Source organism: Ruegeria sp. AD91A, from assembly GCF_003443535.1.
GTDB lineage: Bacteria > Pseudomonadota > Alphaproteobacteria > Rhodobacterales > Rhodobacteraceae > Ruegeria.
On record NZ_CP031946.1, the window covers coordinates 1,976,979 to 2,001,235 of the forward strand.

The window sequence follows — 24,257 nt, forward strand, 5'->3', positions numbered from 1 at the left end:
CCGAGTGAACCCGAGGGGGCGATTTGACTTATCCAAGCGCTTCGTCACAGCGCCCGCAAACACCCGCGTGGGTGTGACGGCCCACATCAGGCAGGATTTTCCAGCAGCGCTGACATTTCTCGCCTTCTGCTTTTTCGAATACGGCGGCAACGCCTTCGATTTCCGGCACACGGAACGCCTCGGCCGGGGCAGGATCGCCGGTCACCGTCAGACCCGAGGTGATGCACATGTCGTCCACGTCGAACGTGGCCAGCAGATCGCGGGTGTCACCATCCTCGACATGCACAATCGGTGCCGCTTCGAGGCTGGAACCGATCACCTTGTCCTGACGCTGGATTTCCAGCGCGGCGGTTACGGCCCGACGCACACGACGAACCTTGGCCATGTTGGCCTCAAGCTCAGCGTCGCGCCAATCGGCGGGTGTATCCGGGAAGTCCACCAGATGGACCGAACTGTCGTCGCCCGGGAACCGCTCCAGCCAGACCTCTTCCATGGTGAAGACCAGAACGGGGGCCAGCCATGTGGTCAGGCGATGGAACAGAATGTCCAGCACGGTGCGGGCAGAACGACGCCGCAGGTTCTCGCCATCGCAATAAAGCGCATCCTTGCGGACGTCGAAGTAGAACGAAGACAGGTCTACGGTCGCGAAAGTGAACACTGCGCTGAACACGCCCTGGAAATCGAAGGACGCATAGCCCATGCGCACCTGCTCATCCAATTCCGCCAGACGGCTGAGAACCCAGCGCTCCAGGCGCGGCATGTCAGCGGGATCAACCCGATCCGCCTCGGTGAAATCGGCCAATGATCCCAGCATGAACCGCATGGTATTGCGCAGGCGGCGATAGCTGTCGGCGGTGCCTTTCAGGATTTCCGGCCCGATCCGCTGGTCGGCGGTATAATCGGTCTGTGCCACCCACAGGCGCAGGATATCGGCGCCATATTGCTTGATGACCTCTTCCGGCACGATGGTGTTGCCCAGCGATTTGGACATCTTGTTGCCCTTGGCATCCAGCGTGAAACCGTGAGTCACCACGTTCCGGTACGGTGCGCGGCCCTTGGTGCCGCAGGCTTGCAGCATGGACGAATGGAACCAGCCGCGGTGCTGGTCGGTGCCCTCCATGTAGACATCGGCAATGCCATCCTCGGTTCCGTCCTCGCGATCGCGCAGAACGAACGCGTGGGTCGAACCCGAGTCGAACCACACATCCAGCACGTCAAAGACCTGATCGCAGTCGTCAGGATTGACGATGCCGTCGAGGATCTTTTCCTTGAAGCCTTCGGTATACCAGACGTCTGCGCCGTCCTTTTCGAACGCCGCCTTGATGCGGGCGTTCAGTTCTTCATTGCGCAGCAGGTAATCCGCATCGGTGGGCAGAGCACCTTTCTTGGTGAAACAGGTCAGCGGTACACCCCATGCACGCTGGCGCGACAGAACCCAGTCCGGGCGCGCTTCGATCATCGAGTACAGGCGGTTACGGCCTGTCTGCGGCGTCCATTTCACCAACTCGTCGATCGAACGCAAAGCGCGTTCGCGGATAGTGTCGCCCATCTCTCCCATGCCGTCGTCCAGTTTGCGGTCAACGGATGCAAACCACTGCGGCGTGTTGCGGTAGATGATCGGAGCCTTCGAGCGCCACGAATGCGGATAGCTGTGTTTGATCTTGCCACGTGCCAGCAGCCCGCCGACCTCGGCCAGCTTGTCGATCACAGCCTTGTTCGCGTCACCCTCACCGCCCTTGCGCGACAGGATGTATTTGCCGCCAAAAAACGGCAGATCGGCGCGGAAAGAGCCATCGTCCATCACGTTGTAGGTGATGACCTGTTCAAGCATTCCCAGGTCGCGATAGAGTTCGAATTCTTCCATGCCATGCGAGGGCGCGCAGTGGACGAAACCAGTGCCTTCGGTGTCGGTCACGAACTCAGCGGCGCGGAAGTCGCGGATATCGTCCCATTCGCCATTGCCGCCTTCGGCGCCAGCCAGCGGGTGAGATAAGCCAAGCGCACTAAGTTCTGCGGCAGAAACGTCTCGCACACGAGACCACTGATCGTCATTGAGGCGTGCACGGCCGAGCACATCGGCCGCTAGATTGTCGGCCAAAAGGAACTTGTCGCCCACATTGGCCCAACACTCATCCGGCGTCCCGGTAACTTCGTACAGACCATAGGAGATGTCTCTGCCGTACACGACAGCCTTGTTGGATGGCATTGTCCAAGGTGTTGTAGTCCAGATTACGACATTCGCCCCAACCAATTGCTCGGCCAATAATTTCCTCGAAGCAGCGATCTGAGCTTCCAATTCATCCGCAGTTACCGGCGCGGGCTGATGGTCGGTGCCATGTTCGTAAATTTTCGCGGCGGCCTCTTTGCCGACTTCAAACTTAAACTCGGGCCGCGAAGTATCTGTTTCAGAGATCCTGAACTTCACCCAGATGGTGAAGCTTTCCTTGTCATGATACTCGACCTCGGCCTCGGCCAGCGCGGTTTTCTCGATGGGCGACCACATCACCGGTTTTGAGCCCTGATACAGCGTGCCGTTCATCAGGAACTTCATGAACTCGTCGGCGATCACGGCCTCGGCGTGATAGTCCATGGTGATATAGGGATCGGGCCAGTTGCCAGTGATGCCCAGACGCTTGAACTCTTCGCGCTGGATGTCGATCCAGCCTTCAGCGAACTTGCGGCATTCCTGACGGAAGTCGACGATGTTCACCTCGTCCTTGTTCTTGCCCTTCTTGCGGTACTGCTCTTCGATCTTCCATTCGATCGGCAAACCGTGACAGTCCCAACCCGGCACATAACGCGCATCAAAACCCATCATCTGATGGCTGCGCACGATCATGTCCTTGATGGTTTTGTTCAGCGCGTGGCCGATATGCAGGTGGCCGTTCGCATACGGAGGACCATCGTGCAGCGTAAAGGGCTTGCGGCCCTCTTTTTCACGCAGGCGGTCATATACACCGATAGTCTCCCACCGTTCCAGCCATGCGGGTTCGCGCTTGGGCAAGCCAGCGCGCATGGGGAAATCGGTTTTGGGCAGGTTCAGCGTGTCTTTGTAATCAGGTGTTTGGATCGTGTCGGCGCACATTGGGGGCGTCCTTTGGATGATCTGGTCGTACTAGGATCGAAGCGGTCGGTGCGAAGTCTCAAACACCTTTGCCCGGCGTCTCGCGATATCAGAGCGCCGGGGATATAATTCGAATAATGATGGCCATCCGGTCATGCATGGCCGCGCTTATATGACGCCTGCACCTAATGGTCCAGAGGTTCCGCCCGTTGCAGCGAATGGCGCAGTTTCGCCCACCGGTTCAGCCACGCAAGACCAGCCAGAGCAAGACCCAGCGCCAGCAGCGAGAACACCCGGATCAGGCCACCCAGACCGGCAATGTCGATCAGGAAGACCTTGGCCACGGCCAGCCCGATCACGGCCAAACCGGCTTTGCGCATTACGTCGGACCTGCGGGCCAGAGATTGATAGAATAGAGCGGCCCCGATCATCAGTAGAACGAGGGTATAGGTGTAGAGCTCGGGCTGCGTGACGCCATTGCCTTCATACATACCCCCTGCGCCCTGCCAGACGTGGCGGATCGCCAAGCCCAACCAAACTGCGGCCAACACCCCTGCGGCGGCATAGCTTCCTTGCATGATCTGTTTCGGCATTTCCCTGATTCGCCAAGCAAAACCCCAAACAACCAACGCAGGCAACAAATAGGCAATGGCGATTGAATTCAGAAGCGGCGGCCCAAGCACCGGGTCTGCGTTCGGATTCAGCAATGGGTTCTGGTCCGCCAATGCCAACATCAGATAGAAAAGACCATGAGCTGCAAAGAACAGAGCCAGCAGGTATCGAAGGTAGTTCAGCTTGCCACCCAGCCCGAACCTTTGCACCTGCGCAAACGCAAGCAAAAGCCAGATGACGGCCAACAGACCCAGGCCCCAATGGCTGTTGTCAGCGCCGCCCTCTCCAAAGCCTTCGAGCCAACGCAGCAGCAACAATGAAAGCAGGATACCCGCTGTCGCCCAGGCCGCGCTTTCCAACAGCAGCGCCGCCAGGGGGCGTTTCAACGGACGCAAAAGCCACCAGCCCGCGACAAATCCCAATGTGGCCGCGCCGTAGACCATCGCCATTTCAAGCACCGGAGCGGAATTGGCCCAATCCAGACCCGGATCAAGCACCAAACGAACGGTAACAGTAAAGACACCCGCCCAGATAAACCAGCTCATCGGCGGCAAGATGAACCTGCGGTCCAACGCTGCTGCAACCACAACGCTGGCCACCAGAGCAACCGTGAGCGCCGATGAACTGAGCACGATGACGCAGGCGAATACCAGACACGACAACGCGGACAGAGTGGCCAGAGCCGCTCGCATCCGGTCATCGCCGTCAACACGGGCAAAACGTTCTGCCAGAACCACCATCAGCACAGCCAGTGCGATCGCATGGAGCGCCCAGGGGTAGGCTCCGATCACCAAAGCCGGATGCCAGCCAATTTCCAGCGCGATGGCCAGCAAAGGGGCAAAAAGCGCGGCTCCTCCGGCCCAGACGGCGCGATACTGGCTCGCCGTAAATGACCGCCATGCCATCAGGGCTGACATCAACGCTCCCAAGGCGACCAGCACAGTGACCACCATCGGATAGTCCGCCTCGGGCGTTTCTGCGTAAGCCTCGGCGAACCTGTACAGAGCCGCGCCGTTCTCAAGCCCATGGGAGGCAACAAAAAACACCAATCCGGCAGCAGGCAGAACAGTCAGGTCTTGCAACGCCGGTGCATCCTTGGTCCATAAGAGCAATGCCAGAATGAGGGCGGACAACAGGCTGACGCCTAACCAGAATTCAGCCTCTGTGTCCGCCCAATGCCAGGACAGGATCACCGTACTTGCCGCAATGGCTCCTACAGCCAGACGGGTTGGGAATTCGGGCCAAGGGCGAACCTTGGGATGGCGGATCATCTCAGACAGCATGGGGCCCGCATGATCCGGCCAAATGCGCCGCACCGGAATGGCGGTTGCGAAAAGCGCCAGCACAGTTGCGGCGATCAAGTAACCAGGTTCTGTATTTGGGGCACTGGTCGCCAGGAGCAGGTTCGCCGCATATGCCCCGAACAGCGCTAGCACCGAAATCCATGCCCAGCGCCGCACTGTATCGATACCCAGCCCCAAAACGGCAACCAACAGGAAATATGCATACAGCCAAGAGGGATTGTCGGACGCGCCTCCGACCAGGAAAGGAGCGGCAAAGGCTCCGATCAGACCGACCGCAGCCAGCAGTGGACCGTGGAACCACCCCAGAACAAGGCCCACCATCGCGATTACGACCATTCCTGTCAGTGCCGTTTCGGCACCGATCAGGTTATACAACTGGCGGGCAGACAGGATCGCCCCGAACAAAGTGACAAGCCCGGCACCGGAAAAGACCGAGGGTAAATAGGCAGTGGCCGCCTCCTCATCATCCCCGAACTTCCGACGCAACACCTCGCCTGCAAGGATCAGAACAGCGCCGAAACCCAGGGCTGCAAAAACACGGGCCGCCGGAGGCAGCAAACCGTTTTCGACGCCGTATTGCACAAGGAAAATGCCAGCCAATGCTAGAGACAGGGCCGAAACCACATAAAACCAGTTCTCGCGCAGCCACGCGCCCAGAGCCGCAAACCTGTCGTGGCGAAACACTACAGCCGGTGAAGAAACGTCTGCATCCTGAGCGTCGGCACTGTTGTCTTCCTGCCGTTTTGGAGCCGACCAGGGTGCCGGCCTGCTCTGCTTCTCTTCTGCAGCAGGTTGCGGTGCAGGCGTTTCCTGTTCCGGTTGCGGCAGGACCGTCGCATCGCCTGAAGCCAAGGCGTCGATTTGCGCTTCCAGCTGCTCCACCCGGCGCCGCAACCGGGACTGTCCGACCAAAAGTGCAATCAATGTCACAGGGATGGCTAGAACAATCAGGCCAACAAAAACAAGCAGCGATTCCAACTGAGTCTCCGATCCTTTTGGAGGTCAAGCTATCTTGAGCCGCCGGCAAGTGACAGTCAGGAAAGCCGTGACCCGACTTAAAACACGGAAATCTCCGGACGCGCGATCATCAGCCAGAGTATCGTCAGAACCGCCAGAAACGCCGGAATTCCGCAGACAAACCAGAACCGGAACAAACGGTAATAGTCCCGCGGCAGTTGCGTTCCCTTCTCTTCCGCCGTTCGTGCAAAATTTCGCAACCGGATTTGCACCCAGACGACTGGCAGCCAGAACAAACCGGTCAAAACATAGAGCACCAGAGACAGCACGATCCACCCTTCGCTCAAGGGCCACCCGATACGCAACGCAAGCAATGCGCCGGTTACGGGCTGAACGATCACAGCGGTCGAGGTGAACAAAAGATCGGCCAGAACAACGATACCTGCCGTATGCGCAATGATGCGAGGATCGCCGTTGCGATGGGCCATCAGCATGAAAAAGGCGATCCCCGCGCCCGTGCCCAACAGCACGCAGGCACCAATGACATGCAGCCAACGCAGGACAAGGTCAGGGTCCGTCATCTGCGATCCAACATGGGCAGTGCGACAAGCGACAGGATCATTGCAGGCAGGATTTTCACCAAGGGCCCCAACGGGTCAGACCACAGGTCCGGCGCTGTGATCGAGGCGGCTATCAGATAGAACATGGCCACAGCAATCTGAGCCTGACAGGCCCGCGCAGCCCACGGGCGCCAGAGAATGGCCAGACCCAGAACGATGTCACCCAATGACCAGAACACAACACCGGCCAAAGCCATAGGTGCTGACCACCCTGCTCCGATCAGAACATCCGAGGCAGTGGACAAGCTGACCAATCCAAATAGCCCTGACAGTAGCCAGAACAGGCTGAGTGTCGCTACGACCAGCGGCATCAACAACGTCATCTGCGCAGTCAGCCTGTGTTCACGGGCACACGGAAGCGTGGCGTAGATGTCTGTCAGTGAAGCGACCCCGAGCCCAGATGCCGCCCTATAGGGCTCGGGATCCCCGGTCACGCCATCTGCCATGACTGTTAACGCTGTGCTTCGCAACGGGGATTTCCAGCCAACCCGGGCCAACCCATCTGCCAGCTCTGCAACGGCTTTTGTCAGGATAGGAGGTAAGGCCACAGTGAAGCGCGTTTCCGGAAACCCAAGCCATCTCCGGGTGCTGCGCACCACCTCAGCCAGGCTGTGAGGGGTATCTTCGACAAGGTCGTATGTGCCTTGCGGCAAGTGACCTGCAACGGCGTCGGTCACTGCCTTGCATAAATCCTGCATTCCGACGCATTGAACAGGCGTGTCAGGGTAAGCCAGAGGCTGAACCCAGGGCACCGCGGCCAACATACGCAGCAACGCGGTACCGCCATAGTCCGTCTGTCCAATGACCAGACCGGGCTTAAGTATCCAGAGCGGCACACCTGACGCGCGCAGCGCCGCATCTCCAGCCGCCTTGCTGCGCAGGAAATGCGTACTCGCCGCAGCTCCCGCACCAATGGCAGAAAACTGGACGACACTTGCACCATGATCCATGCAGCCGTCAGCCAAGGCTGCTATTGCAGTGTGGTGCACCGCTTCGAGGTCATCGTCTGCATTGTCCTGCAACGCGCCGGCGCAGTTTACCACGACATCCACATCAGTCAGCAGGTCCTGCCAGTCCTGCGCGACAAGCAACTCACGCAGGTCACCCTGTTTCAGCGAAACACCCGGCAGGATTTTTGACCCTTGCCCAAGATCGCGCACCATACCCTGAACTGTTGCGCTTTCGGCCTGTAAAGCTCGTGTAACCGCAGCACCAATGAACCCATATGCGCCCAGAACCAAAACCTGTTTTCCAGAAAGATCGTGTCGTGACATTGGCCCATGCGCCCGTTTTCGATCACTCTACCCAACCGGGTGCAATTGAACAGTTATGACCGCCGGACTGCGACATTACGGATGGAACAGGGACCCGACGAGATACGCGATCAGCGCGGCCAGCCCGCCAATCAATAGCGTCTCGAGCCCCGACCGCCACCAGGGGGCCAGTGACCACCGGCTTTTGAGCGCACCGATCGCAAAGAAGACCCCCATGGTCATCCAGGCAGACATCGCAAACGCATTCTGCACCGAGGCGAGAAACGGCAGCAGCGGGATCATCCCCGCCACCAGAAAGGCAAAGAAGGTGGCCAGCGCCGCCTTCATCGGATGCGGGTCGACACTGCCCAGACCATATTCACCTTCGATCATCAGGTTGATCCAGTTTTCAGTGCTCGAGGTGATCTCTGCCGTAGCCTCATTCAGAATGTCGCCAGTCAGCCCTTTTTGCGCAAGGATCTCACGCACTTCTTCGCGCTCGCCATCCGGGTACAACGCGATGTGGCGTTCCTCGACCGCGCGGATGCGGCGAATGTTGTCCAGTTCGGCCTTGGTGCCCGAATAATTGCCCGCAGCCATCGAAAACCCGTCAGCCAGAACATTCGCCAGGCCAAGCGCCACGATAACGAACGGGGAAAGACCTGCCCCGGCAACGCCTGCCACAATGGCAAACGTGGTGACGGATCCGTCGATGCCGCCATAGACGACGTCGCGCAACACGCCTCGGCCGGGCGGTGCGTTGATCCGTTCGGCGATTTCCTGCGGGCTGTGACCGTGATCCGTCATGGCTGACTCCTTCGACACATTCAGTGTGCCGAAGCGCAGGCCGGGCGCCTTGCTTTGGATCAACCCTTGGAAAACAGGCCCTGCAAGGCGCGTTTGATGATGCCCCGCGTCGAAGGTTTGTGCCTGTCCGAGAACGGCAACGGGCGGCACACCTCCATCGCGGCCACACCCACACGGGCGCTGAGCGCCCCGTTGACCAGACCCTCTCCGAACCGGCGTGACAGTTTGCTGAGAACGGAACCACCCAGAACAGGCTCCAGCAGATCATCGCCAACTGCCACCGCTCCTGTCGCCACCAGATGCACAAATACACTGCGGGTCAGGCGCCAGCCGCCCAGCGTGCCCGCGCGACCGCCATAGATTTCCGCAACCCGGCGGATCATCCGCAACGACGCTGCCAGCGCGGTTATCACATCCGCAAGCGCCAATGGCACCAATGCGGTCACTGTGGCAACTTGCCGGGCCGCGGCTTCGACCTCGCGGCTGGCGGCTTGGTCCAGAGGGGCCAGCAGCTCATCTTCGGCAAGCTCCAGCAGCGCTGATGCATCGAACTGATCCGCCATACGTTCGGTTAATCGTTCGCGGCCCCAGCGTGTGTCTTCACGCCCTTTGTAGAATGCGATGATACGGTTGGTGACCGCACAGGCCTGAGCCAAATCGTCGTCGGCCAATGCGGTGTCAGCGGCCCGACGCAGGCCATCTACGCGGGACAATCGCCCCAATGCGGCCAGTTCACGGATAGCAATCATAAGCCCCACAAGAACCAGCGCGGCGATCAATCCGGTAACGATCCAACCCAATACAGGTGTGCGCGCCACCAGCGAGGTTGCAAAATCCCACGCGGCCACAGATATGGCAGCCCCGACCACTGCCAGGGCCAGCCCCCAGAACCAGCGCGCAAGAGCCGATGGTTTGCGCGCCGCCAGCCGTGCCGCGCTTTGCATCGCCTGCCCTTGCGGTTGCGCGATGTCCGGCACCGGCGGGGCCTTCGCGACATCAGCAGCGGGCTCATCCATTTCAAGATCGATCAAAACCGGGCCTTTAGCCATGGATCACACCCTCACTGCGCCAGACAAACCGTATGTCGGGCAAGTTTTCATCGTTATCCGCCCCATCGCTGCGGGCCACCTCGGCAAAATCGTTACGTTCATAAAACCGACAGGCTCGGGCATTGTCCTGAAATGCGGACAAGCTCAGCTCTGAGCGGCCCGATTTGGCGTGATTCAGCAATTGCTGACCAATCCCCCGCCCCCGAACCGGTGCATCCAGATAAAGCGAATGGATTTCACGACCGTTGAGCGCCAAAAAACCTACAACACCGGCCTCAGCTTCGGCCACAGTAACCCATTCCTGATCAATCATTCGCCCACAGAAGGCGATCGTCTCGGCGCAGCTGTGCAATTCAGGCATCCAGTCGTTTTCCAGGGTGAAACTATGCAGGATTGTCCCGATGGTGCCTGCATCCGTTGGGCGTGCGGGACGCAGAAGTACCGTCACAACCGATCTCCAATCAAAAACTGGGCGGCACGATCCAGTCGGATATGCGGCGGGCCGTCTCCGGGTTTCAAGGTTAACTGGGCCGGGGCAAAGGCCATGAAGCCGTAGTCTTCGCCCAACCACGCATCAGCCCCATTTCGGGCCGGGCCCAACAGATGCGCTGGATCCTCGGGCAATTCACCGGGGTAGAAGGCAGCCTGTTTCCCACTATCCAACAAGGTACCCCGAACGCATGGCAGTTCTGTCCCGTTGTGATTGCGCAATTCTTCGGTCGTCGCGCGCAGCGATGCCAGAGACAGGGCCTCGGTCCGGGCCCCGGCGAAATTCGCCCGATCGCGCGCCTCCCGCGTCAATGCTTCAATGATCGCGGTGAGGCGGGGATGCTGCGTGTGGTGCAAATGGTCGGCTTTTGTCGCCGCAAACAAAATGCGTTCAACCCGTTTTCCCAACAGCAATTGGCTGAGCCACGCATTTCGGCCGGGGCGAAAGGCCGACAGGATATCAGCCATGCCACGGCGCATATCCTCGACCGCCTGCGGACCCTTATGAATAGCGCCCAGCGCGTCAACCAGAACCACCTGCCGGTCGATCCGCGAGAAGTGATCCCGAAAAAACGGTTTCACGACCTGAGCTTTGTAAGCTTCGTATCGCCGTTCCATCTCGCGTTGAAGCGTTCTGCGCCGCGACGGGCCAGACGCCACCAACGGCGCAAAGGTCAGGACCGGAGAACCTGCCAGATCCCCCGGCAACAGGAACCGTCCAGGGGTACAGTCGTAATACCCGGCTTCACGTGCCTGATTGAGATAGGTCGTAAACGACGATGCCAGCGCCTGCGCGGTCGGCTCGTCATGTGCCCCGGACGGGTCTGCGGCGTTGACCTGGGCCAGATACCCGGCAGCCTCCGAACGGGTCTCGATACGTGTCAGTGTTTCCTGAGACCAGACTGAATACGACTTGTCCAGCAAGGCCAGATCCAGAAGCCATTCTCCGGGGTAATCGACAATGTCCAGATGAACGGTGCGCGGTCCCTGCAAGCCAGCAAGCAAACCGGCTGGGCGGGCTTTGAAGGATAGGCGCAGTTCTGAAACCGCGCGCGTGCTGTCTGGCCAGTGCGGTGTCGGACCGGTCAGGGCGGACAGGTGCGTTTCATAATCGAACCGGGGTACAGTGTCATCCGGCTGCGGTTGCAGAAAAGCGGCGTTGATCCGACCTTCCTGCTGCGCAACCAACCCGGTCATGCGCCCCCGATCCAGCAGGTTCGCCACCAGCGAGGTGATGAAAACCGTTTTGCCCGACCGCGCCAACCCCGTGACACCCAGGCGGATGACAGGCTCAAAAAACGTCTCGGATACGCTGTCGCCTAGGGTTTCGACGCCGCGCACAAGGCTGTCTGCCAGTGATGAGATGACCAATCTGTCGCCCCGCAATTATCGTTTCACCCAAGATAGGTAGAGGGTACGGCACATACCAGCGCTTTCGCCCCCTTGCCCGTTCCCGCGCTGCGCTGTACCAGCGGCACATGCCCAGATACGCGTTGAAAGTTGAATACCAGGGGGAACCGTTTGCCGGATGGCAGCGGCAGAAGGATCAACCGTCCGTGCAGGGGGCAATCGAACAGGCCCTGTCCCATATCCAGCCGGGTGCGCATACGATTGCTGCCGCAGGGCGCACCGATGCTGGGGTTCATGCGTTGGGCCAGGTCGCCCATTGCGACATGGTCAAGGAATGGGACCCGTTCCGCCTGTCCGAGGCGCTGAACTATCACCTCAAACCGCAGCCGGTGGCGATCGTGAACGCCGCGCGCGTGACTGACGATTGGCACGCGCGGTTTTCGGCGGTCGAACGGCAATACCTGTTCCGCATCCTGATGCGACGCGCGCCTGCAACCCATGACAGGGGGCAGGTTTGGCAGATCAATCATCCGCTGGATGTCGAGGCCATGCAGGAAGGGGCGAACATGCTGCTGGGTCACCATGATTTCACGACCTTCAGGTCGTCGATTTGTCAGGCCGCCAGCCCGGTCAAAACTCTGGATGAGTTGCGGGTAGAACTGGTTCAGGGCTTTTCCGGCCCCGAGGTCCATTTCCACGTACGGGCACGGTCATTCCTGCACAATCAGGTGCGCAGTTTCGTCGGAACCCTGGAACGTGTGGGCGCCGGAGCGTGGGCCCCGGAAGAGGTGCGTGAGGCGTTGGAAGCTGCCGACCGTGCGGCCTGCGGCCCTGTCTGTCCGCCGCAAGGGCTGTATCTGGCGCGGGTCGGATATCTGGAACCAGTGTTCGACTGACCTAGATCGCCCGCAAAAGCAATCCACTTGCGATCACGGCAATGATCAGCCCGGCGACCAGTTCGATCGTTGGGGCCAGCACCGATGCGAACCGCGTTGCTGAGGCTGAGGCCAGCAGACCTCCGCGAAGGCCAAAGGATGTCCATCCCACCAAGGTCGTCACCAACGCCGTGCCCAATGCCATGGCAAAGGCCCCAGCGATACCGACCATCGCGATGCCCATCTGCCACGTCAGGATCAGTACGAACAATGCACCTGTGCACGGTCGCGCCGCGATGCCAGCTATCAGGATCAGGGCCTCGCGCAGTGAACCAACATTTGCAACTTCTTGCGCAGTTGGGCCATGGCGGTGACCACAGTCTGAACAGACCTCTCCATCGTGGTGGTGATGATGCGTGTGATCGTTTTCATCATGATGGTGGTCGTGGGGCGATGTGGTTTTCCGTCCCCTTGCGAAACTGCGCAAAGACCGAACCACCAGCCAAAGACCGATAAGGACGATTGCACCGTAGCTTATCGGAGCCATGACCTGTTCAGTCGTTCCGACAAGGCTTTCACGGGACATCTGGAACACCAGCACCCCGGCATAGACCAGTACGACGGCCGTCACCGCCTGCCCCAGGCTGGACAATACACTGATCGCCGATAACCGCCAAAAGGCGACGCGCCGACCCAACCCGTAGCCACCGATCAGGACCTTTCCGTGGCCGGGGCCGATGGCATGAAAGAACCCGTAAGCGAAACAGACCGTCAGTAGCGTTGCCACCGCCTCGGGCTGCTCGGCACGCGCGGCACGCAAGGACCGGGCAATCTGGTTCTGGAATTCTCGTTGCTCCCCCGCGGCCCAGGCCGCAAGACTGTCAAAGCCTCCGCTGCCCCAGAACCAGAGCAGCAGACCGCAGGCAAGAGCAACCGGAACAATCAGGTAGCGGGACATGAAACACGGATCTCGGTCGCGAAGTTTTCACCGACCAGTGGAATATCGTTTTCCTCGAGGTCATAGTCTGCGTCCAGTGTCAGCAGGAACGCCTGCATCTGTGCAAGTTGTCCATCGATGTCCGGGTCAAACCGATCCATCTGGCACGCAGCAGGACCTGTGACGGTCACGGGCCGCGTCACCTCGTAGGCGGTGTAAAACGTCTCATCAAATGCCTTTGCGGACAATGCCGTGGCAGGTACGGCGCCAGCTTCCACCGCCCTGAGATGCGTGGTGACAACGCGCCCGTCTTCAACTGTCGCGTGCGCCTCCATCGGACCGGAAAGTGCAACCGGGTTTCCGTCTGCCGTAACGACAAGATCGCCGTTGTATCCCTCAACCCACTGCATATCGAACCCGGTCAGGAACTGTTCTTCGCTTTCCGTCAGAATGCCGTCAGCATCCTGATCCAGCTTCATGTCTTCCAGAACCAGCAACGAGTAGAATTCGTCATATGCCCAGGTCACGCGGACATGGGTCAATTGACCAGCGTCATCCACGATAAACTCCAGCCCGGTACCAATGAAAACATGCGGGTGGGCATTGGCCTGCATAGGCAAACAAAGGATCAAAGTGGTTATAAGGTAACGCATAGTCGCAAGATAGGTGTCCCTCCACGTGGCGGCAACGACATTTTCAATCCCTACGCGAAATCCGGCCAAACATCAGGTCGGCGGAAACAGAACCAGTGTTTGCAGCGCAGTACCCACCGGACCCTGCGTATCGAAGAGCACGGATTGAGACATGCCGATACCGGAAGGCTGCCAATGCGAAACCGACTTCGAGGCCAGCCAGTCCGAAACCGGTTCACGGTGGATATGCACGGTCAGGTCAGTATTCATGAACCCCATTTCCGAGGTTGGCGCATTCCATGAGATACCGTTGCCACAATCGGCCAAAGGACACAGCGCCTGAATGGGCGACTGATCCTCGCCTTGCAAAAGCTGCGGAGTACGCATCCAAATTGTTTTGGGCCCAGCACCCTGTTTTCCCCCTGTCGGATAGCGAATATCGCTGTAATGGGCGAAACCGGGCAGATCGTGGCGAATTTCACCAATTGGAAAGGGGCCCTCTACAACATCCTCTATCCTCGGCGCATCTATGTCGACATTCGGCACCTGCCCCAGATCGCGCCGCAAAAGATGCATTGTGGTGGCCGTAGCGCAGAGCGTGTCATCAAGATCGTGTACCGTGACCCGCGTGGTCCCGAGCGTCTTGGTATGGCGCGTGGTCTCTGCCGCGACACGGAGCCCGGCCAATGGAAGTGGACGCAACAAATCAACGGTCAGACGGGTCAGCATCTTTTCGGGGCCGATTTCGGTTTCCGCGGCCCGCACAATCAAACCGCTGACCGGCCCCGCGTGGCAATGAGCGGCAGACCACGGCCCGCGCGCGGCATCGTTACCAATAAAGGCCCCGTCATCGCGCTGATGAAAGTAGGTCTTGTCCGCAAAATCCAGCGCTTCCGCCATGTGTTCCTCGGGTCTATTCTTGTGCAAATCGTTTCAATTCATCTGGGCCCAGGTGTTCAACCACTTTCGCTATTCTGACGTCGGGGGGCGGACATGTTGGACACACCGTCCTTGCAATCAGTTTCGTTTTCGCTTCCAGGGAAACACGTGTCATCCAGCCGCATGATCTCAGCCCCGGTCATTGCGGTAACATCCTTCAGATGATCATGATTTTGATCCATCAGGCTGATTGTCATGTTTGCCGAAATGTCCCTGTCAAGCACCCAGTCCGGGCTATACTTTTGCCGCAAGGATGGCTTAACTGCCCGGGCCCTGTCCACCGTAATGACGGGACGTCACCGCATCAAACCTAAGCAGGAGCCGTACATGGCGTTGTTGATCGAAACCGGGTTGTCCAACTGGATAAGTGATGACGACATTGCCCGCAGTTTACAGGCGGTGTTGCCGGATGCGGATATCCGCACCGCCGATACGTTGGGAAATCCGGATGACATAACAATGCTGGCCGTGGTTGATATGCAACGTGACCACCCGACGCGACTGTCCAACCTGAAACTGGTACAAAAGCTGGGTGCAGGGGTGGAAACCATTGTCAGTCATCCCGGTTTGCCCGGTCACGTTCGCATCGCCCGCCTGAAGCCTGACGCACCGGCGCAGGGCATTGCCGAGTGGTTTCTTGCCTATATCCTGCGCGCTCAGCGACACATGGCATTTCACGAAGCGGCCCAAACCCGCGCCGAGTGGTCCCCGCGCGCACCGGTTTTTACGCCGGACACCGTAGTCGGCGTTCTGGGTCTTGGTCACATCGGTGCCCGCACCGCGCGGATGCTGCACGCCGTGGGCTTTCAGGTGATGGGCTGGAGCCGTACGCCCAAAGCCATCGAAGGCGCAACTTGTTTGCATGGGCAGGACGCGTTGCCCGCGCTTCTTGGCCAATGCGACCACGTTTGCGCAATCCTGCCCTCGACCCCTCAAACCGCTGGCCTGTTTGATGCCCGGATGCTGGCGGCGATGAAACCCGGCAGTCAGTTGCTGAACGCGGGGCGCGGAAATCTGATTGATGAGGGCGCTCTCATCGCGGCACTGGACGCAGGTGTTCCGGGGCATGCCGTGTTGGACGTCACGTCGCGGGAACCTTTGCCACAAGACAGCCCGTTATGGCGCCACCCCGGCGTTACGATCACGCCACATGTTTCGGGCTGGCATCTGGGCGATGCGTTGTCGGATGTGGCTGAAAACTTCCAACGCCTCTGTTCTGGCGCGCCCTTGCTACATGAAGTCAATCGCGATCAGGGCTATTGAAACCTGACCCGATGATCAGGGCGTAAGGATCCAGTTGCCATTGCCATCGTTGCATCGGCGGGTTCGGATTTCCCTGCTCTGATCACCACCGTCCGGCTGAATCACATGCTGAAGACCAACGCAATTTCCCTTCACCGATTGCACCCGGATTGTTCCTTTTGAACCCGTGTCGTCATTCTTCCATGACCGCTCCTGGCCCACGGATGGCGTGCCACTGGTCAAAAGCGCGTTTGAGGCCGCGTTGACCACTTCGAAATCTGCTGGAGACAACCCCATCTCGGCTATGATTCGAGATAGCGGCTTGGCCTCGACCGCATTGGTCATCAAAAGAATGCCGAATGCGGCTATGGCGGTTAAAATCGGGGCATTCATGGCGGCCTCACAGAACTGAAATCATTTGTGGTCAAGGTTATACACCTGATCCGGCGGGGCCAAGCCCCGAAGCGAACCTTCAAATTATCCCGAACAGGCCTATCTGCGCGATTTCTGTTCGCAAGCCTGTAATACAGGCGATCCGGGGCGCTTCATGTTTTGGTGGCACAAGGGCTTCAACCGACATTTGCCTTTGCCCCCGCCTCGCCGGTTACAACTGCCCGACAAGGTGGCGCCACAATTTTATGACCTTAGGGCTTCACAGACGGGCCTGAATTTGCTGAAATTCAAGTAAATTCTGATTTTTAGCACTGGAGATTGTTCCATGAAACTACGCCCTGCCCCAATGGCCATCGCAGCACTCGCTGCATCTGCGGCCCTATATACCTCGCCGATATCGGCCAAGGAAGAAACCAAATCCGTCTTCGTCATGAGCCGCACCTGGGCGGTGACACAGGTTTCCGACGCGCCGGTCGTTTATCGCGCCACGCGTGACAACAACAACCTCAACCCCTTCGGGCCTCCACCGCGCCTGCGTACGGTTCAGGCCATTGCCGCGATTCAGCAGGCAACCGGGTGCAAACCGATCGTGGCCAGTATGTATCAGAACATCTCGGGCCAGTTTTTCTCGCAGGTCAGTTGCAACTGACACAGCGTCAGATCAGGCATTGAGGTCACCCGACCGGCCTGCCATAGCTTGCGCATGAAACTCGCGATTAACGGATTCGGCCGCATTGGCCGCACGATCCTGCGGCAGGTTCTGGCCCTGCCGGCAGGGTCAGATATCGAGCTGGTGCTGATCAATGACATCGCGCCGCTGGACACCTGCGCATACCTGTTCAAATACGATAGCACATTCGGCCCCTATCCCGGCGATGTGTCCGGGGGGGACGCTGCGCTGATCGTGGATGGACGCGCAGTTCCCATGACCCACAGCGCCGATCTGTCCCGCGTTGATCTGTCGGGCGTTGACGTCATGCTGGATTGTACGGGTATCGCCCGCAGCTCGGACGTTGCGCGTCGCGGGTTGTCCGCGGGCGCAGGTAAAGTACTGATCTCAGGCCCATCCCCCGCCGCTGATGTCACCATCGTTCTGGGCGCAAACGAGGACCAGTTGGGCAGCGCCCGGATTGTGTCAAACGCGTCCTGCACCACCAATGGGCTGGCGCCACTGGTCAAGGCCATCGACGATATAGGCGGCGTCGCATCGGGGCACATGACCACCATCCACTGCTATACCAACAGCCAGCCAATGGTCGATGCCCCGCGCGGCGACCTGGCCCGTTCTCGGGCAGGGGCACTGTCGATGGTGCCGACCACTTCGAGCGCGATGCACCTTATCGATGTCGTCCTGCCTCATCTGGCCGGGCGCATTTCGGGCGCGGCTGTCCGCGTTCCCACGGCAAGTGTGTCAGCCGTGGACCTTGTGGTCACATTGCAGCGCGGCATGAGTGCAGAAACCTTCGATCACGCCCTGAAGCAGGCCGTTGCTGCATCACCTGTGCTTGGCTGGACTGACTTGCCTCTGGTCTCGTCCGACCTGCGGGCTCGCCCTGAATCGCTGGTTATTGCCGGGCCTGAGACCCGTATGGTGGGTGAAAATCAGATTAGGGTCTTTGGTTGGTACGACAACGAATGGGGGTTTTCGGCGCGAATGCTGGACGTGGCCCGCCTTATGGCAGCCGAATAGCCGGGCGGTGACGTCAACACAATAAGGCCCAAAAAAAACGTGTCTCATGCATAATTCCTTTCCTCTTCCGCATTCAGATGCTCTAACCTGAATTCAAACGACCGTGCATGGCGCGGGCAAGAGAACTGGAATTGGGGCATTTGGGGCAATTCATGCGAAGGAGCAAGCGGCAATGCCGTCTGGGGCGCTGGCTGATGGCCGCAGTTGTGACTTTGGCCCCAACCACACTGGTGGCGCTGGAAACCTCACTCTCTGCCCCCGGCGCATCGAAAGAACTGGTTGAACGCCTCGAAAAGACATCCTCAGTAACGACGGCTGAAGAACGTGGCCTCGACACCCCGCTTGAAATCCTCTCAGCGGCTTTGTCGGATTACCGAACGATTGTACAAATCCTGTACGACGAAGGGTATTTCAGTCCGGTCGTCAGCATCAAGCTTGATGGACAGGAAGCGGCCGAACTGAGCTCTCTCACGGTGCCTGCACAAATCAACCGTGCTGCGATTACCGTTGAAACCGGGCCAAGCTTCAATTTCGGCACCGCCATTGTTCAGCCCCTGGCCCCCGACACGGAGCTGCCCGAAGACTTTGCCTCTGGGAAACTGGCGACAACCGGAGCCATTCAACAGGCCTCCTCGGCCGGTGTTCAGGGCTGGAGGAACGCTGGTCATGCAAAAGCCAGTGTTGCGGGTCAGACAATCATCGCGCGCCACGCACAAGCCCGCCTGGATGCCCAGATCGACCTTGATCCCGGACGCAGGCTGACATTTGGCAGAATGTTTATCAAAGGCGATTCAGATGTGCGTCACAGGTCCATCGAAAAGATCGCCGGGTTCCCCAGTGGAGAGGTATATTCGCCCGAGAAAATTCAGAAGGTTGGAACACGATTGCGCCGGACCGGTACGTTCAACGTGGTCTCGCTGCAGGAACGAGAGACCCCAAACCCCGATGGCACACTGGATTTCGATGCCACGTTCGAAGACTTGCCCAAACGTCGGTTGACCTTTGGTGTGGAACTGGCCTCTCGCGATGGTGTTGATGTGACCGCGACATGGACCCATCGCAACATGTTCAGGCGCGCAGAACGTCTGCGCTTCGAAGCGGCGGTTCGAAATATTGGTGGTGCCGAGGATATCGATGGCCGGATCGGGCTGCGTCTGGATCAACCTGACCGGCTTGGCCCCGATGACAACACCTTCTGGAGCACCCTGCTGGAACGCCGCAACACGGAAAACTATAATGTGACGGTGGCTTCGCTGGCCTATGGTGCGCGCCGAACGTTTTCAGACAGTCTCTACGCCGAGGCATCGGCCGGATTTCAGTGGTCGGACGCGGACGATGCATATGGCAGCGGGCGCAAGTTCAGGTATTTCATCCTGCCGTTCCGATCCGAATGGGACCAACGCGACAGCAAAGTCAGCGCCACGCGCGGATTCTATCTGGACTCGCAAGTCATGCCCTTTGTCGGAATTTCCGGTACGGATACCGGCATCCGCCTTTTCTTTGATGGGCGGGCCTATACCAGCCTGGGGACAGGGGGGCGGATCGTTTTGGCCGGTCGCGCGCAACTGGGATCCGTGATTGGCCCACCCGCCGATGGCGTCACACCTGACTTTCTGTTCTTCTCGGGCGGCGCGGGAACCGTGCGCGGGCAGCCGTATGAAAGTCTCGGCATTCCGGTCGGGACCGGCATCGCGGGCGGTAAGTCGTTTATTGGCTTGTCCGGTGAGATCCGTGGCAAGGTAACCGACAGCCTGTCATTGGTCGGATTTTATGACTACGGTGTTGTCGACACGTCGTCCTTTATCGGCAGCGGCGCAGAAGACCACTCTGGCGCTGGTATTGGCGTAAGATATGATCTGGGCGGGTTTGGCCCCCTGCGCTTTGATCTGGCCTATCCTGTCAGCGGTCCCACCGGGGACGGGCTACAGTTCTACATCGGGATCGGACAGGCGTTTTGAGACGATACCTTTCATACCCTCTGTTGATCGGCGCGCTGGCATTCGTGCCGGTGGCCGGACATCCGCAGGAAGATGAAGGCGGCAGCATGATCGAGCGGTTCCTACAGGATACCCTGTCGGGCGACGATCAGAACGTCACCGTCAAAGGCTTGCAAGGTGCGCTAAGTTCACGCGCCACGATTGCCGAGATCACAGTTGCAGATGACGAAGGAGTCTGGCTTACCATCAAGGATGCCGAACTGGACTGGAACCGACTGGCTTTGATCCGTGGGCGGTTCTCGGTCAATGCTTTGACTGCGCACGAGATCGACGTCGCCCGCGCGCCGGGCACCACCACCAAGGATACGCCGCCGCCGACCGCAGAAACAAAAGGCTTCCAACTGCCTGAACTACCCGTTGCCATCGAAATCGGCGAAATCCGCATCGACGAGCTGGCTTTGGGCCAGCCTCTGATCGGAGTGGCCGCGGAATTGGCGGTCAATGGCAACCTGTCACTTGTCGACGGGACGCTGGACACCAATCTGGATATTACCCGGCTGGATCGGGCCGGTGATGAAATCAAGTTGACTGCGGGCTTTCAGAATTCAGACAGCCAGATCGATCTTGACCTTCAGGTGACAGAGGCAGCGGGCGGTCTGATCTCGGCCGCTCTGAAAATTCCGGACAGTCCGCCGATTGGATTGACCGCGAAAGGGTCCGGACCGGTGACCGACTTCACAGCAGATATCGGCCTCAGCAGCGATAGTCAGCCTCGGGTGACAGGGCAGGTACGGTTGCGCTCGGCCCCGACTGCGGCGGCAAGCGCGGAAGAGGGTATTGCCTTTACCGCCGATCTCGGCGGTGATCTGACACCATTTGTAGCCGACAATATGGATACATTCTTCGGCGCCAAAACACGGCTGTATGTGGATGGGCGGACGCTGCCCGACGGTGCGCTGACCATCAGTGATCTGGAACTCACCTCGCAAGCGCTGAAACTTGAGGGTCAGCTGGAACTGGCAGCGGGTGGTCAGCTTCAACTGGCGGCCCTTCAGGGGCGAATTACTCCGCCAGAAGGGCAAAGCGTTGTTCTGCCTGTCTCAGGCGGCGACACATCCATTGGAGCGGCACAGATTTCCGCGCTGTTCGACGAAAAGAACGGCAACCTTTGGGATCTGAGCCTGACCGCGAAGGCCGTGAAAACCGAACAGCTCGACGTGCAGCGCGCGCAAGTCTCGGCGCAGGGAACCCTGGAACAGGGTGATGCCCTGAGCTTCGACGGCGATCTGCAAGCCGCTCTGGACGGTATCAAAATGGCTGACTCCGGGCTGAATGCAGCAGTGGGCAGCCGCATTACTCTGGATGGCACCTTCGAATATGGCAGTGACCAATCCCTCAACCTGACCGGGTTCGAACTGGTCGGTTTGGACTACGATTTGGGCATCGACGCATTGATCAGCGGCCTGTCCACCGGGTTGGCCGTCGACGGCACCGCCACTCTAGAAGCCACGGACTTGTCCCGATTTTCGGAACTGGCCAAGCTGGAGCTGGGCGGTCAGGTCTCTGCCCGACTGACTGGTCAGGGTTCACCACTGGAAGGCAGTTTCGACGGCAAACTGGAGGTCGAGGGCACTGACCTCTCTTCCGGGCGTGATGACATCGATCCGGTGATCCGGGGAAAAACAACGATTACGCTCGACGCCAAGCGCGGCGCAGATGGTGTAACCGTCCGTGATTTTACCCTGATCGGGGATACCTTGCGCGCGCAGGTCGATGGCACGGTAACGACACCTGATGGCAACGTGGCTATCGATGGTCAGGCAACGGTCAATTCCCGGGACCTTTCAGTGTTCTCAGGCCTTGCCAACCGCGAGCTTGGGGGTGCAGTGCAAGCGAAACTGAACGGAAAGGGAACCGTTCAGACGCTGGAGTTTGACGGCACAGCCAGCGTGTCCGGCCGGGACATCAAAACCGGCCTGGCCGAGATTGATCCGCTGTTGGCCGGTCGCAACGAGATCACGTTCGACGGTGCGCTGAGCCAGGAACGGATTGTGATCCGCGACGCGACGGTGAACGGTTCTGCCCTGACCGCCAAAGCCTCTGCCACCATAGACGACCCAAAGAGTGCTTTGGCTATTGACGGACAAGCCAATCTGAACATCCCGGACCTTTCGCTGTTTTCAGGCCTTGCCAAACGCGATCTGGCAGGAGCGATCCGTGCGGATGTTGCCGGCAAGGGCGCGGTCGGCAGCATGGCGTTCGACGTAATAGGCAATTTGGCTGCGGACGATATCAAAACCGGAATCGATGCCGTAGACGACCTGATCCAGGGGCGAACGAATCTGACCGTGGACGCGGTGAATAACGACGAAGGCCTGAACATCCGCACGTTCCAACTGATTGGAACCGCCCTGTCGGCAAATGCATCAGGAAAGTTGGACCGAAACGCTGGCGGATTGGACTTTTCCGCCAAATTGGATGACCTCGGCCGCCTGTCGCAAACCTTGTCCGGCCCGCTTAGCCTGAGCGGGAACGTCGCTCCAACCGGTTCTGGGCTAGAAGGCACTGCCCGTCTGGACGGACCAGACAGCTCATACGCCAGCCTTCAGGGAACAGTTGACCGGAATGGGTCTGCCGACGTCGACTTTGACGCCAAACTAAACCAGATTGAGCGGTTTGTTCCAGAGTTCCCCGGCACCGTTGCAGCAACAGGGACGGCCCAGCGCGACAATGGAGTCTGGACGATCGACGCCAAGGCGCAAGGGCCCGCGGACATAGACACCACGTTGGCCGGCACCTTTGACGAAACTAGCGGTCAGGCGGATCTGACAGCTCAGGGCGGCATCAACCTTGGAATCGCGAATGTATTTATCACACCCAACAAGATCGACGGATCGGCGCGCTTCAATCTTGCCCTCAAGGGCGCGCCTACGCTGGCGTCACTGAGCGGATCGGTCACCACTTCGGGCACATCGCTTGCCATTCCGGGTGCGGGTCAAACCATTACCGGGATCAGTGGTCAGGTGGATCTGGCCCAAAGCCGCGCAACCATCACACTGAATGGCGGAGTTCGGGCGGGCGGCAGCTTTAGCGTCAACGGACCTGTAGACCTGACCCCTCCGTTCAACGCCCAGATCACCACCACCCTGAACAACCTCGTGCTGACGGATCAGTTGCTGTATGAAACCACCCTGAACGGCCAGATTGCTATGACCGGGGCTTTGGCCGGAAACAGTTCTTTGGCCGGGCAGATCACGTTTGACGAGACCAACATCAACCTTGCAGCCGCGTCCGGCGCGGTAGGCGCGGCACCTATCCCGGATATCCAGCACATCAACGAAAGTCATCCCGGTTTCGTCACGCGAGAGCGTGCCGGATTGGTTGTGATCGAAGGATCCGAGAAAAGCGCGTCCCGGATTGCGCTGGATATTAGCCTGCTTGCACCCAAGGCGGTTTTTGTCACAGGGCGAGGCGTGAATGCAGAACTGGGCGGTCGGATTCTCATCGGGGGCACCACAGCCTCTGTTGTTCCGTCCGGTCAGATCGAACTGATCCGGGGGAATTTCGACATTCTGGGCCGCAGGTTGGCACTGACAAAGGGGATTGTCACACTACAGGGTGACCTGACACCGTATATCGAGTTCGAGTCTTCGGCCAGCACGTCCGACGGCACAGCGACAATCGAAATTGCAGGCCCGCTGGATTCACCTGAGGTCAATGTGTTTTCCGATCCCGAACGTCCGGCTGAAGAAGCGCTGGCGATGCTGCTTTTCGGGAACCGGTTTTCAGAAATCTCGCCGTTCCTGATCGCGCAGATGGCGGCATCACTGGCGCAGCTTAGCGGTGCGGGAGGTGATGCAACGAAAGGCCTGCGCGATTCCACCGGAGTGGATACGGTTGACATCGGTGCTTCGGAAGGCGGCGCGGGCCGTTTGGGCGCTGGCGCGTATCTGGGTGAAAACCTTTATACAGACTTCACTGTGAACACCGAAGGCGACACCGAAGTGAACTTGAATCTCGATGTTACCGACAGTTTCACAGTACGTGGTACCGTCGATGGTCGTGGCGAGACAGGCGTGGGTTTATTCTTCGAACGCGATTACTAAC

General features: G+C 59.2%; 18 protein-coding genes. 6 read left to right on the forward strand and 12 right to left on the reverse strand.

Annotated elements, in window-relative coordinates:
* Positions 1-28: 28 nt before the first annotated feature.
* From ileS to D1823_RS09905, 8 genes are all read right to left on the reverse strand, one after another.
* The gene (ileS, locus tag D1823_RS09870; protein ID WP_117869754.1) at positions 29-3,085 is read right to left on the reverse strand and encodes an isoleucine--tRNA ligase; all 3,057 of its coding nucleotides are present in this window, start codon (positions 3,083-3,085) and stop codon (positions 29-31) included.
* A 164-nt stretch (positions 3,086-3,249) separates the two neighbouring features.
* Complete coding sequence (locus D1823_RS09875) at positions 3,250-5,958, reverse strand: DUF2339 domain-containing protein (protein WP_117869755.1); 2,709 nt, start codon at positions 5,956-5,958, stop codon at positions 3,250-3,252.
* 77 nt (positions 5,959-6,035) lie between these two features.
* Positions 6,036-6,518: a DUF2269 domain-containing protein gene (locus D1823_RS09880; RefSeq protein ID WP_117869756.1), complete on the reverse strand. Its 483-nt coding sequence runs from the start codon at positions 6,516-6,518 to the stop codon at positions 6,036-6,038.
* Complete coding sequence (locus tag D1823_RS09885) at positions 6,515-7,831, reverse strand: SDR family oxidoreductase (protein WP_117869757.1); 1,317 nt, start codon at positions 7,829-7,831, stop codon at positions 6,515-6,517. The genes D1823_RS09880 and D1823_RS09885 overlap by 4 nt, the downstream gene beginning before the upstream one ends.
* A gap of 75 nt (positions 7,832-7,906) precedes the next feature.
* Positions 7,907-8,617, reverse strand: a complete 711-nt coding sequence (locus D1823_RS09890) for a VIT1/CCC1 transporter family protein (protein WP_117872825.1) — start codon at positions 8,615-8,617, stop codon at positions 7,907-7,909.
* A 59-nt stretch (positions 8,618-8,676) separates the two neighbouring features.
* Positions 8,677-9,666 carry a YcjF family protein gene (locus tag D1823_RS09895; protein WP_117869758.1) on the reverse strand — a complete coding sequence of 330 codons (990 nt, stop codon included), beginning with the start codon at positions 9,664-9,666 and terminating at the stop codon, positions 8,677-8,679.
* Positions 9,659-10,114: a GNAT family N-acetyltransferase gene (locus tag D1823_RS09900; RefSeq protein ID WP_205511811.1), complete on the reverse strand. Its 456-nt coding sequence runs from the start codon at positions 10,112-10,114 to the stop codon at positions 9,659-9,661. Before D1823_RS09900 ends, D1823_RS09895 begins: the two co-directional genes overlap by 8 nt.
* A complete protein-coding gene (locus tag D1823_RS09905; protein WP_117872827.1) occupies positions 10,111-11,526 on the reverse strand; it encodes a YcjX family protein in 1,416 nt (471 codons plus the stop codon). The genes D1823_RS09900 and D1823_RS09905 overlap by 4 nt, the downstream gene beginning before the upstream one ends.
* A 107-nt stretch (positions 11,527-11,633) precedes the next feature.
* Between D1823_RS09905 and truA the strand changes: the two genes are divergently transcribed.
* Entirely contained in the window at positions 11,634-12,401 is a 768-nt protein-coding gene (truA, locus tag D1823_RS09910; RefSeq protein ID WP_117869759.1) for a tRNA pseudouridine(38-40) synthase TruA, read from the forward strand.
* Position 12,402: 1 nt separating this feature from the next.
* Here truA and D1823_RS09915 read toward each other — a convergent pair whose 3' ends face one another.
* From D1823_RS09915 to D1823_RS09925, 3 genes are all read right to left on the reverse strand, one after another.
* Positions 12,403-13,338 carry a nickel/cobalt transporter gene (locus D1823_RS09915; protein WP_117869760.1) on the reverse strand — a complete coding sequence of 312 codons (936 nt, stop codon included), beginning with the start codon at positions 13,336-13,338 and terminating at the stop codon, positions 12,403-12,405.
* Entirely contained in the window at positions 13,323-13,970 is a 648-nt protein-coding gene (locus D1823_RS09920; protein ID WP_117869761.1) for a DUF1007 family protein, read from the reverse strand. The genes D1823_RS09915 and D1823_RS09920 overlap by 16 nt, the downstream gene beginning before the upstream one ends.
* A 72-nt stretch (positions 13,971-14,042) precedes the next feature.
* Positions 14,043-14,849, reverse strand: coding sequence for a thioesterase family protein (locus D1823_RS09925; RefSeq protein WP_117869762.1), 807 nt, complete (start codon positions 14,847-14,849; stop codon positions 14,043-14,045).
* A 366-nt stretch (positions 14,850-15,215) separates the two neighbouring features.
* Between D1823_RS09925 and D1823_RS09935 the strand changes: the two genes are divergently transcribed.
* Positions 15,216-16,151 (forward strand): glyoxylate/hydroxypyruvate reductase A, encoded by a 936-nt coding sequence (locus tag D1823_RS09935; protein WP_117869764.1) that lies wholly within the window; start codon positions 15,216-15,218, stop codon positions 16,149-16,151.
* 15 nt (positions 16,152-16,166) lie between these two features.
* Here D1823_RS09935 and D1823_RS09940 read toward each other — a convergent pair whose 3' ends face one another.
* Entirely contained in the window at positions 16,167-16,523 is a 357-nt protein-coding gene (locus D1823_RS09940; RefSeq protein WP_117869765.1) for a hypothetical protein, read from the reverse strand.
* Positions 16,524-16,848: 325 nt separating this feature from the next.
* Between D1823_RS09940 and D1823_RS09945 the strand changes: the two genes are divergently transcribed.
* The 4 genes from D1823_RS09945 to D1823_RS09960 all read left to right on the forward strand — a co-directional run bounded on the left by D1823_RS09945 (position 16,849) and on the right by D1823_RS09960 (position 24,256).
* A complete protein-coding gene (locus D1823_RS09945; RefSeq protein ID WP_254683701.1) occupies positions 16,849-17,172 on the forward strand; it encodes a hypothetical protein in 324 nt (107 codons plus the stop codon).
* Between the two features lie 54 nt (positions 17,173-17,226).
* Complete coding sequence (locus D1823_RS09950) at positions 17,227-18,213, forward strand: type I glyceraldehyde-3-phosphate dehydrogenase (RefSeq protein WP_117869767.1); 987 nt, start codon at positions 17,227-17,229, stop codon at positions 18,211-18,213.
* A gap of 194 nt (positions 18,214-18,407) precedes the next feature.
* Positions 18,408-20,171 carry an autotransporter assembly complex family protein gene (locus tag D1823_RS09955; RefSeq protein WP_371415310.1) on the forward strand — a complete coding sequence of 588 codons (1,764 nt, stop codon included), beginning with the start codon at positions 18,408-18,410 and terminating at the stop codon, positions 20,169-20,171.
* Entirely contained in the window at positions 20,168-24,256 is a 4,089-nt protein-coding gene (locus D1823_RS09960; protein ID WP_254683702.1) for a translocation/assembly module TamB domain-containing protein, read from the forward strand. Before D1823_RS09955 ends, D1823_RS09960 begins: the two co-directional genes overlap by 4 nt.
* Position 24,257 lies beyond the last annotated feature (1 nt).

Coding starts and splice junctions, on each gene's coding strand:
- D1823_RS09935 (WP_117869764.1), top strand. CDS start 15,216: ATGGCGTTGTTGATCGAAACCGGGTTGTCCAACTGGATAAGTGATGAC.
- D1823_RS09880 (WP_117869756.1), bottom strand. CDS start 6,518: ATGACGGACCCTGACCTTGTCCTGCGTTGGCTGCATGTCATTGGTGCC.
- D1823_RS09955 (WP_371415310.1), top strand. CDS start 18,408: ATGGCCGCAGTTGTGACTTTGGCCCCAACCACACTGGTGGCGCTGGAA.
- D1823_RS09940 (WP_117869765.1), bottom strand. CDS start 16,523: ATGAATGCCCCGATTTTAACCGCCATAGCCGCATTCGGCATTCTTTTG.
- D1823_RS09895 (WP_117869758.1), bottom strand. CDS start 9,666: ATGGCTAAAGGCCCGGTTTTGATCGATCTTGAAATGGATGAGCCCGCT.
- D1823_RS09890 (WP_117872825.1), bottom strand. CDS start 8,617: ATGACGGATCACGGTCACAGCCCGCAGGAAATCGCCGAACGGATCAAC.
- D1823_RS09915 (WP_117869760.1), bottom strand. CDS start 13,338: ATGTCCCGCTACCTGATTGTTCCGGTTGCTCTTGCCTGCGGTCTGCTG.
- D1823_RS09945 (WP_254683701.1), top strand. CDS start 16,849: ATGAAACTACGCCCTGCCCCAATGGCCATCGCAGCACTCGCTGCATCT.
- D1823_RS09925 (WP_117869762.1), bottom strand. CDS start 14,849: ATGGCGGAAGCGCTGGATTTTGCGGACAAGACCTACTTTCATCAGCGC.
- D1823_RS09885 (WP_117869757.1), bottom strand. CDS start 7,831: ATGTCACGACACGATCTTTCTGGAAAACAGGTTTTGGTTCTGGGCGCA.
- D1823_RS09920 (WP_117869761.1), bottom strand. CDS start 13,970: ATGCGTTACCTTATAACCACTTTGATCCTTTGTTTGCCTATGCAGGCC.
- ileS (WP_117869754.1), bottom strand. CDS start 3,085: ATGTGCGCCGACACGATCCAAACACCTGATTACAAAGACACGCTGAAC.
- D1823_RS09950 (WP_117869767.1), top strand. CDS start 17,227: ATGAAACTCGCGATTAACGGATTCGGCCGCATTGGCCGCACGATCCTG.
- truA (WP_117869759.1), top strand. CDS start 11,634: ATGCCCAGATACGCGTTGAAAGTTGAATACCAGGGGGAACCGTTTGCC.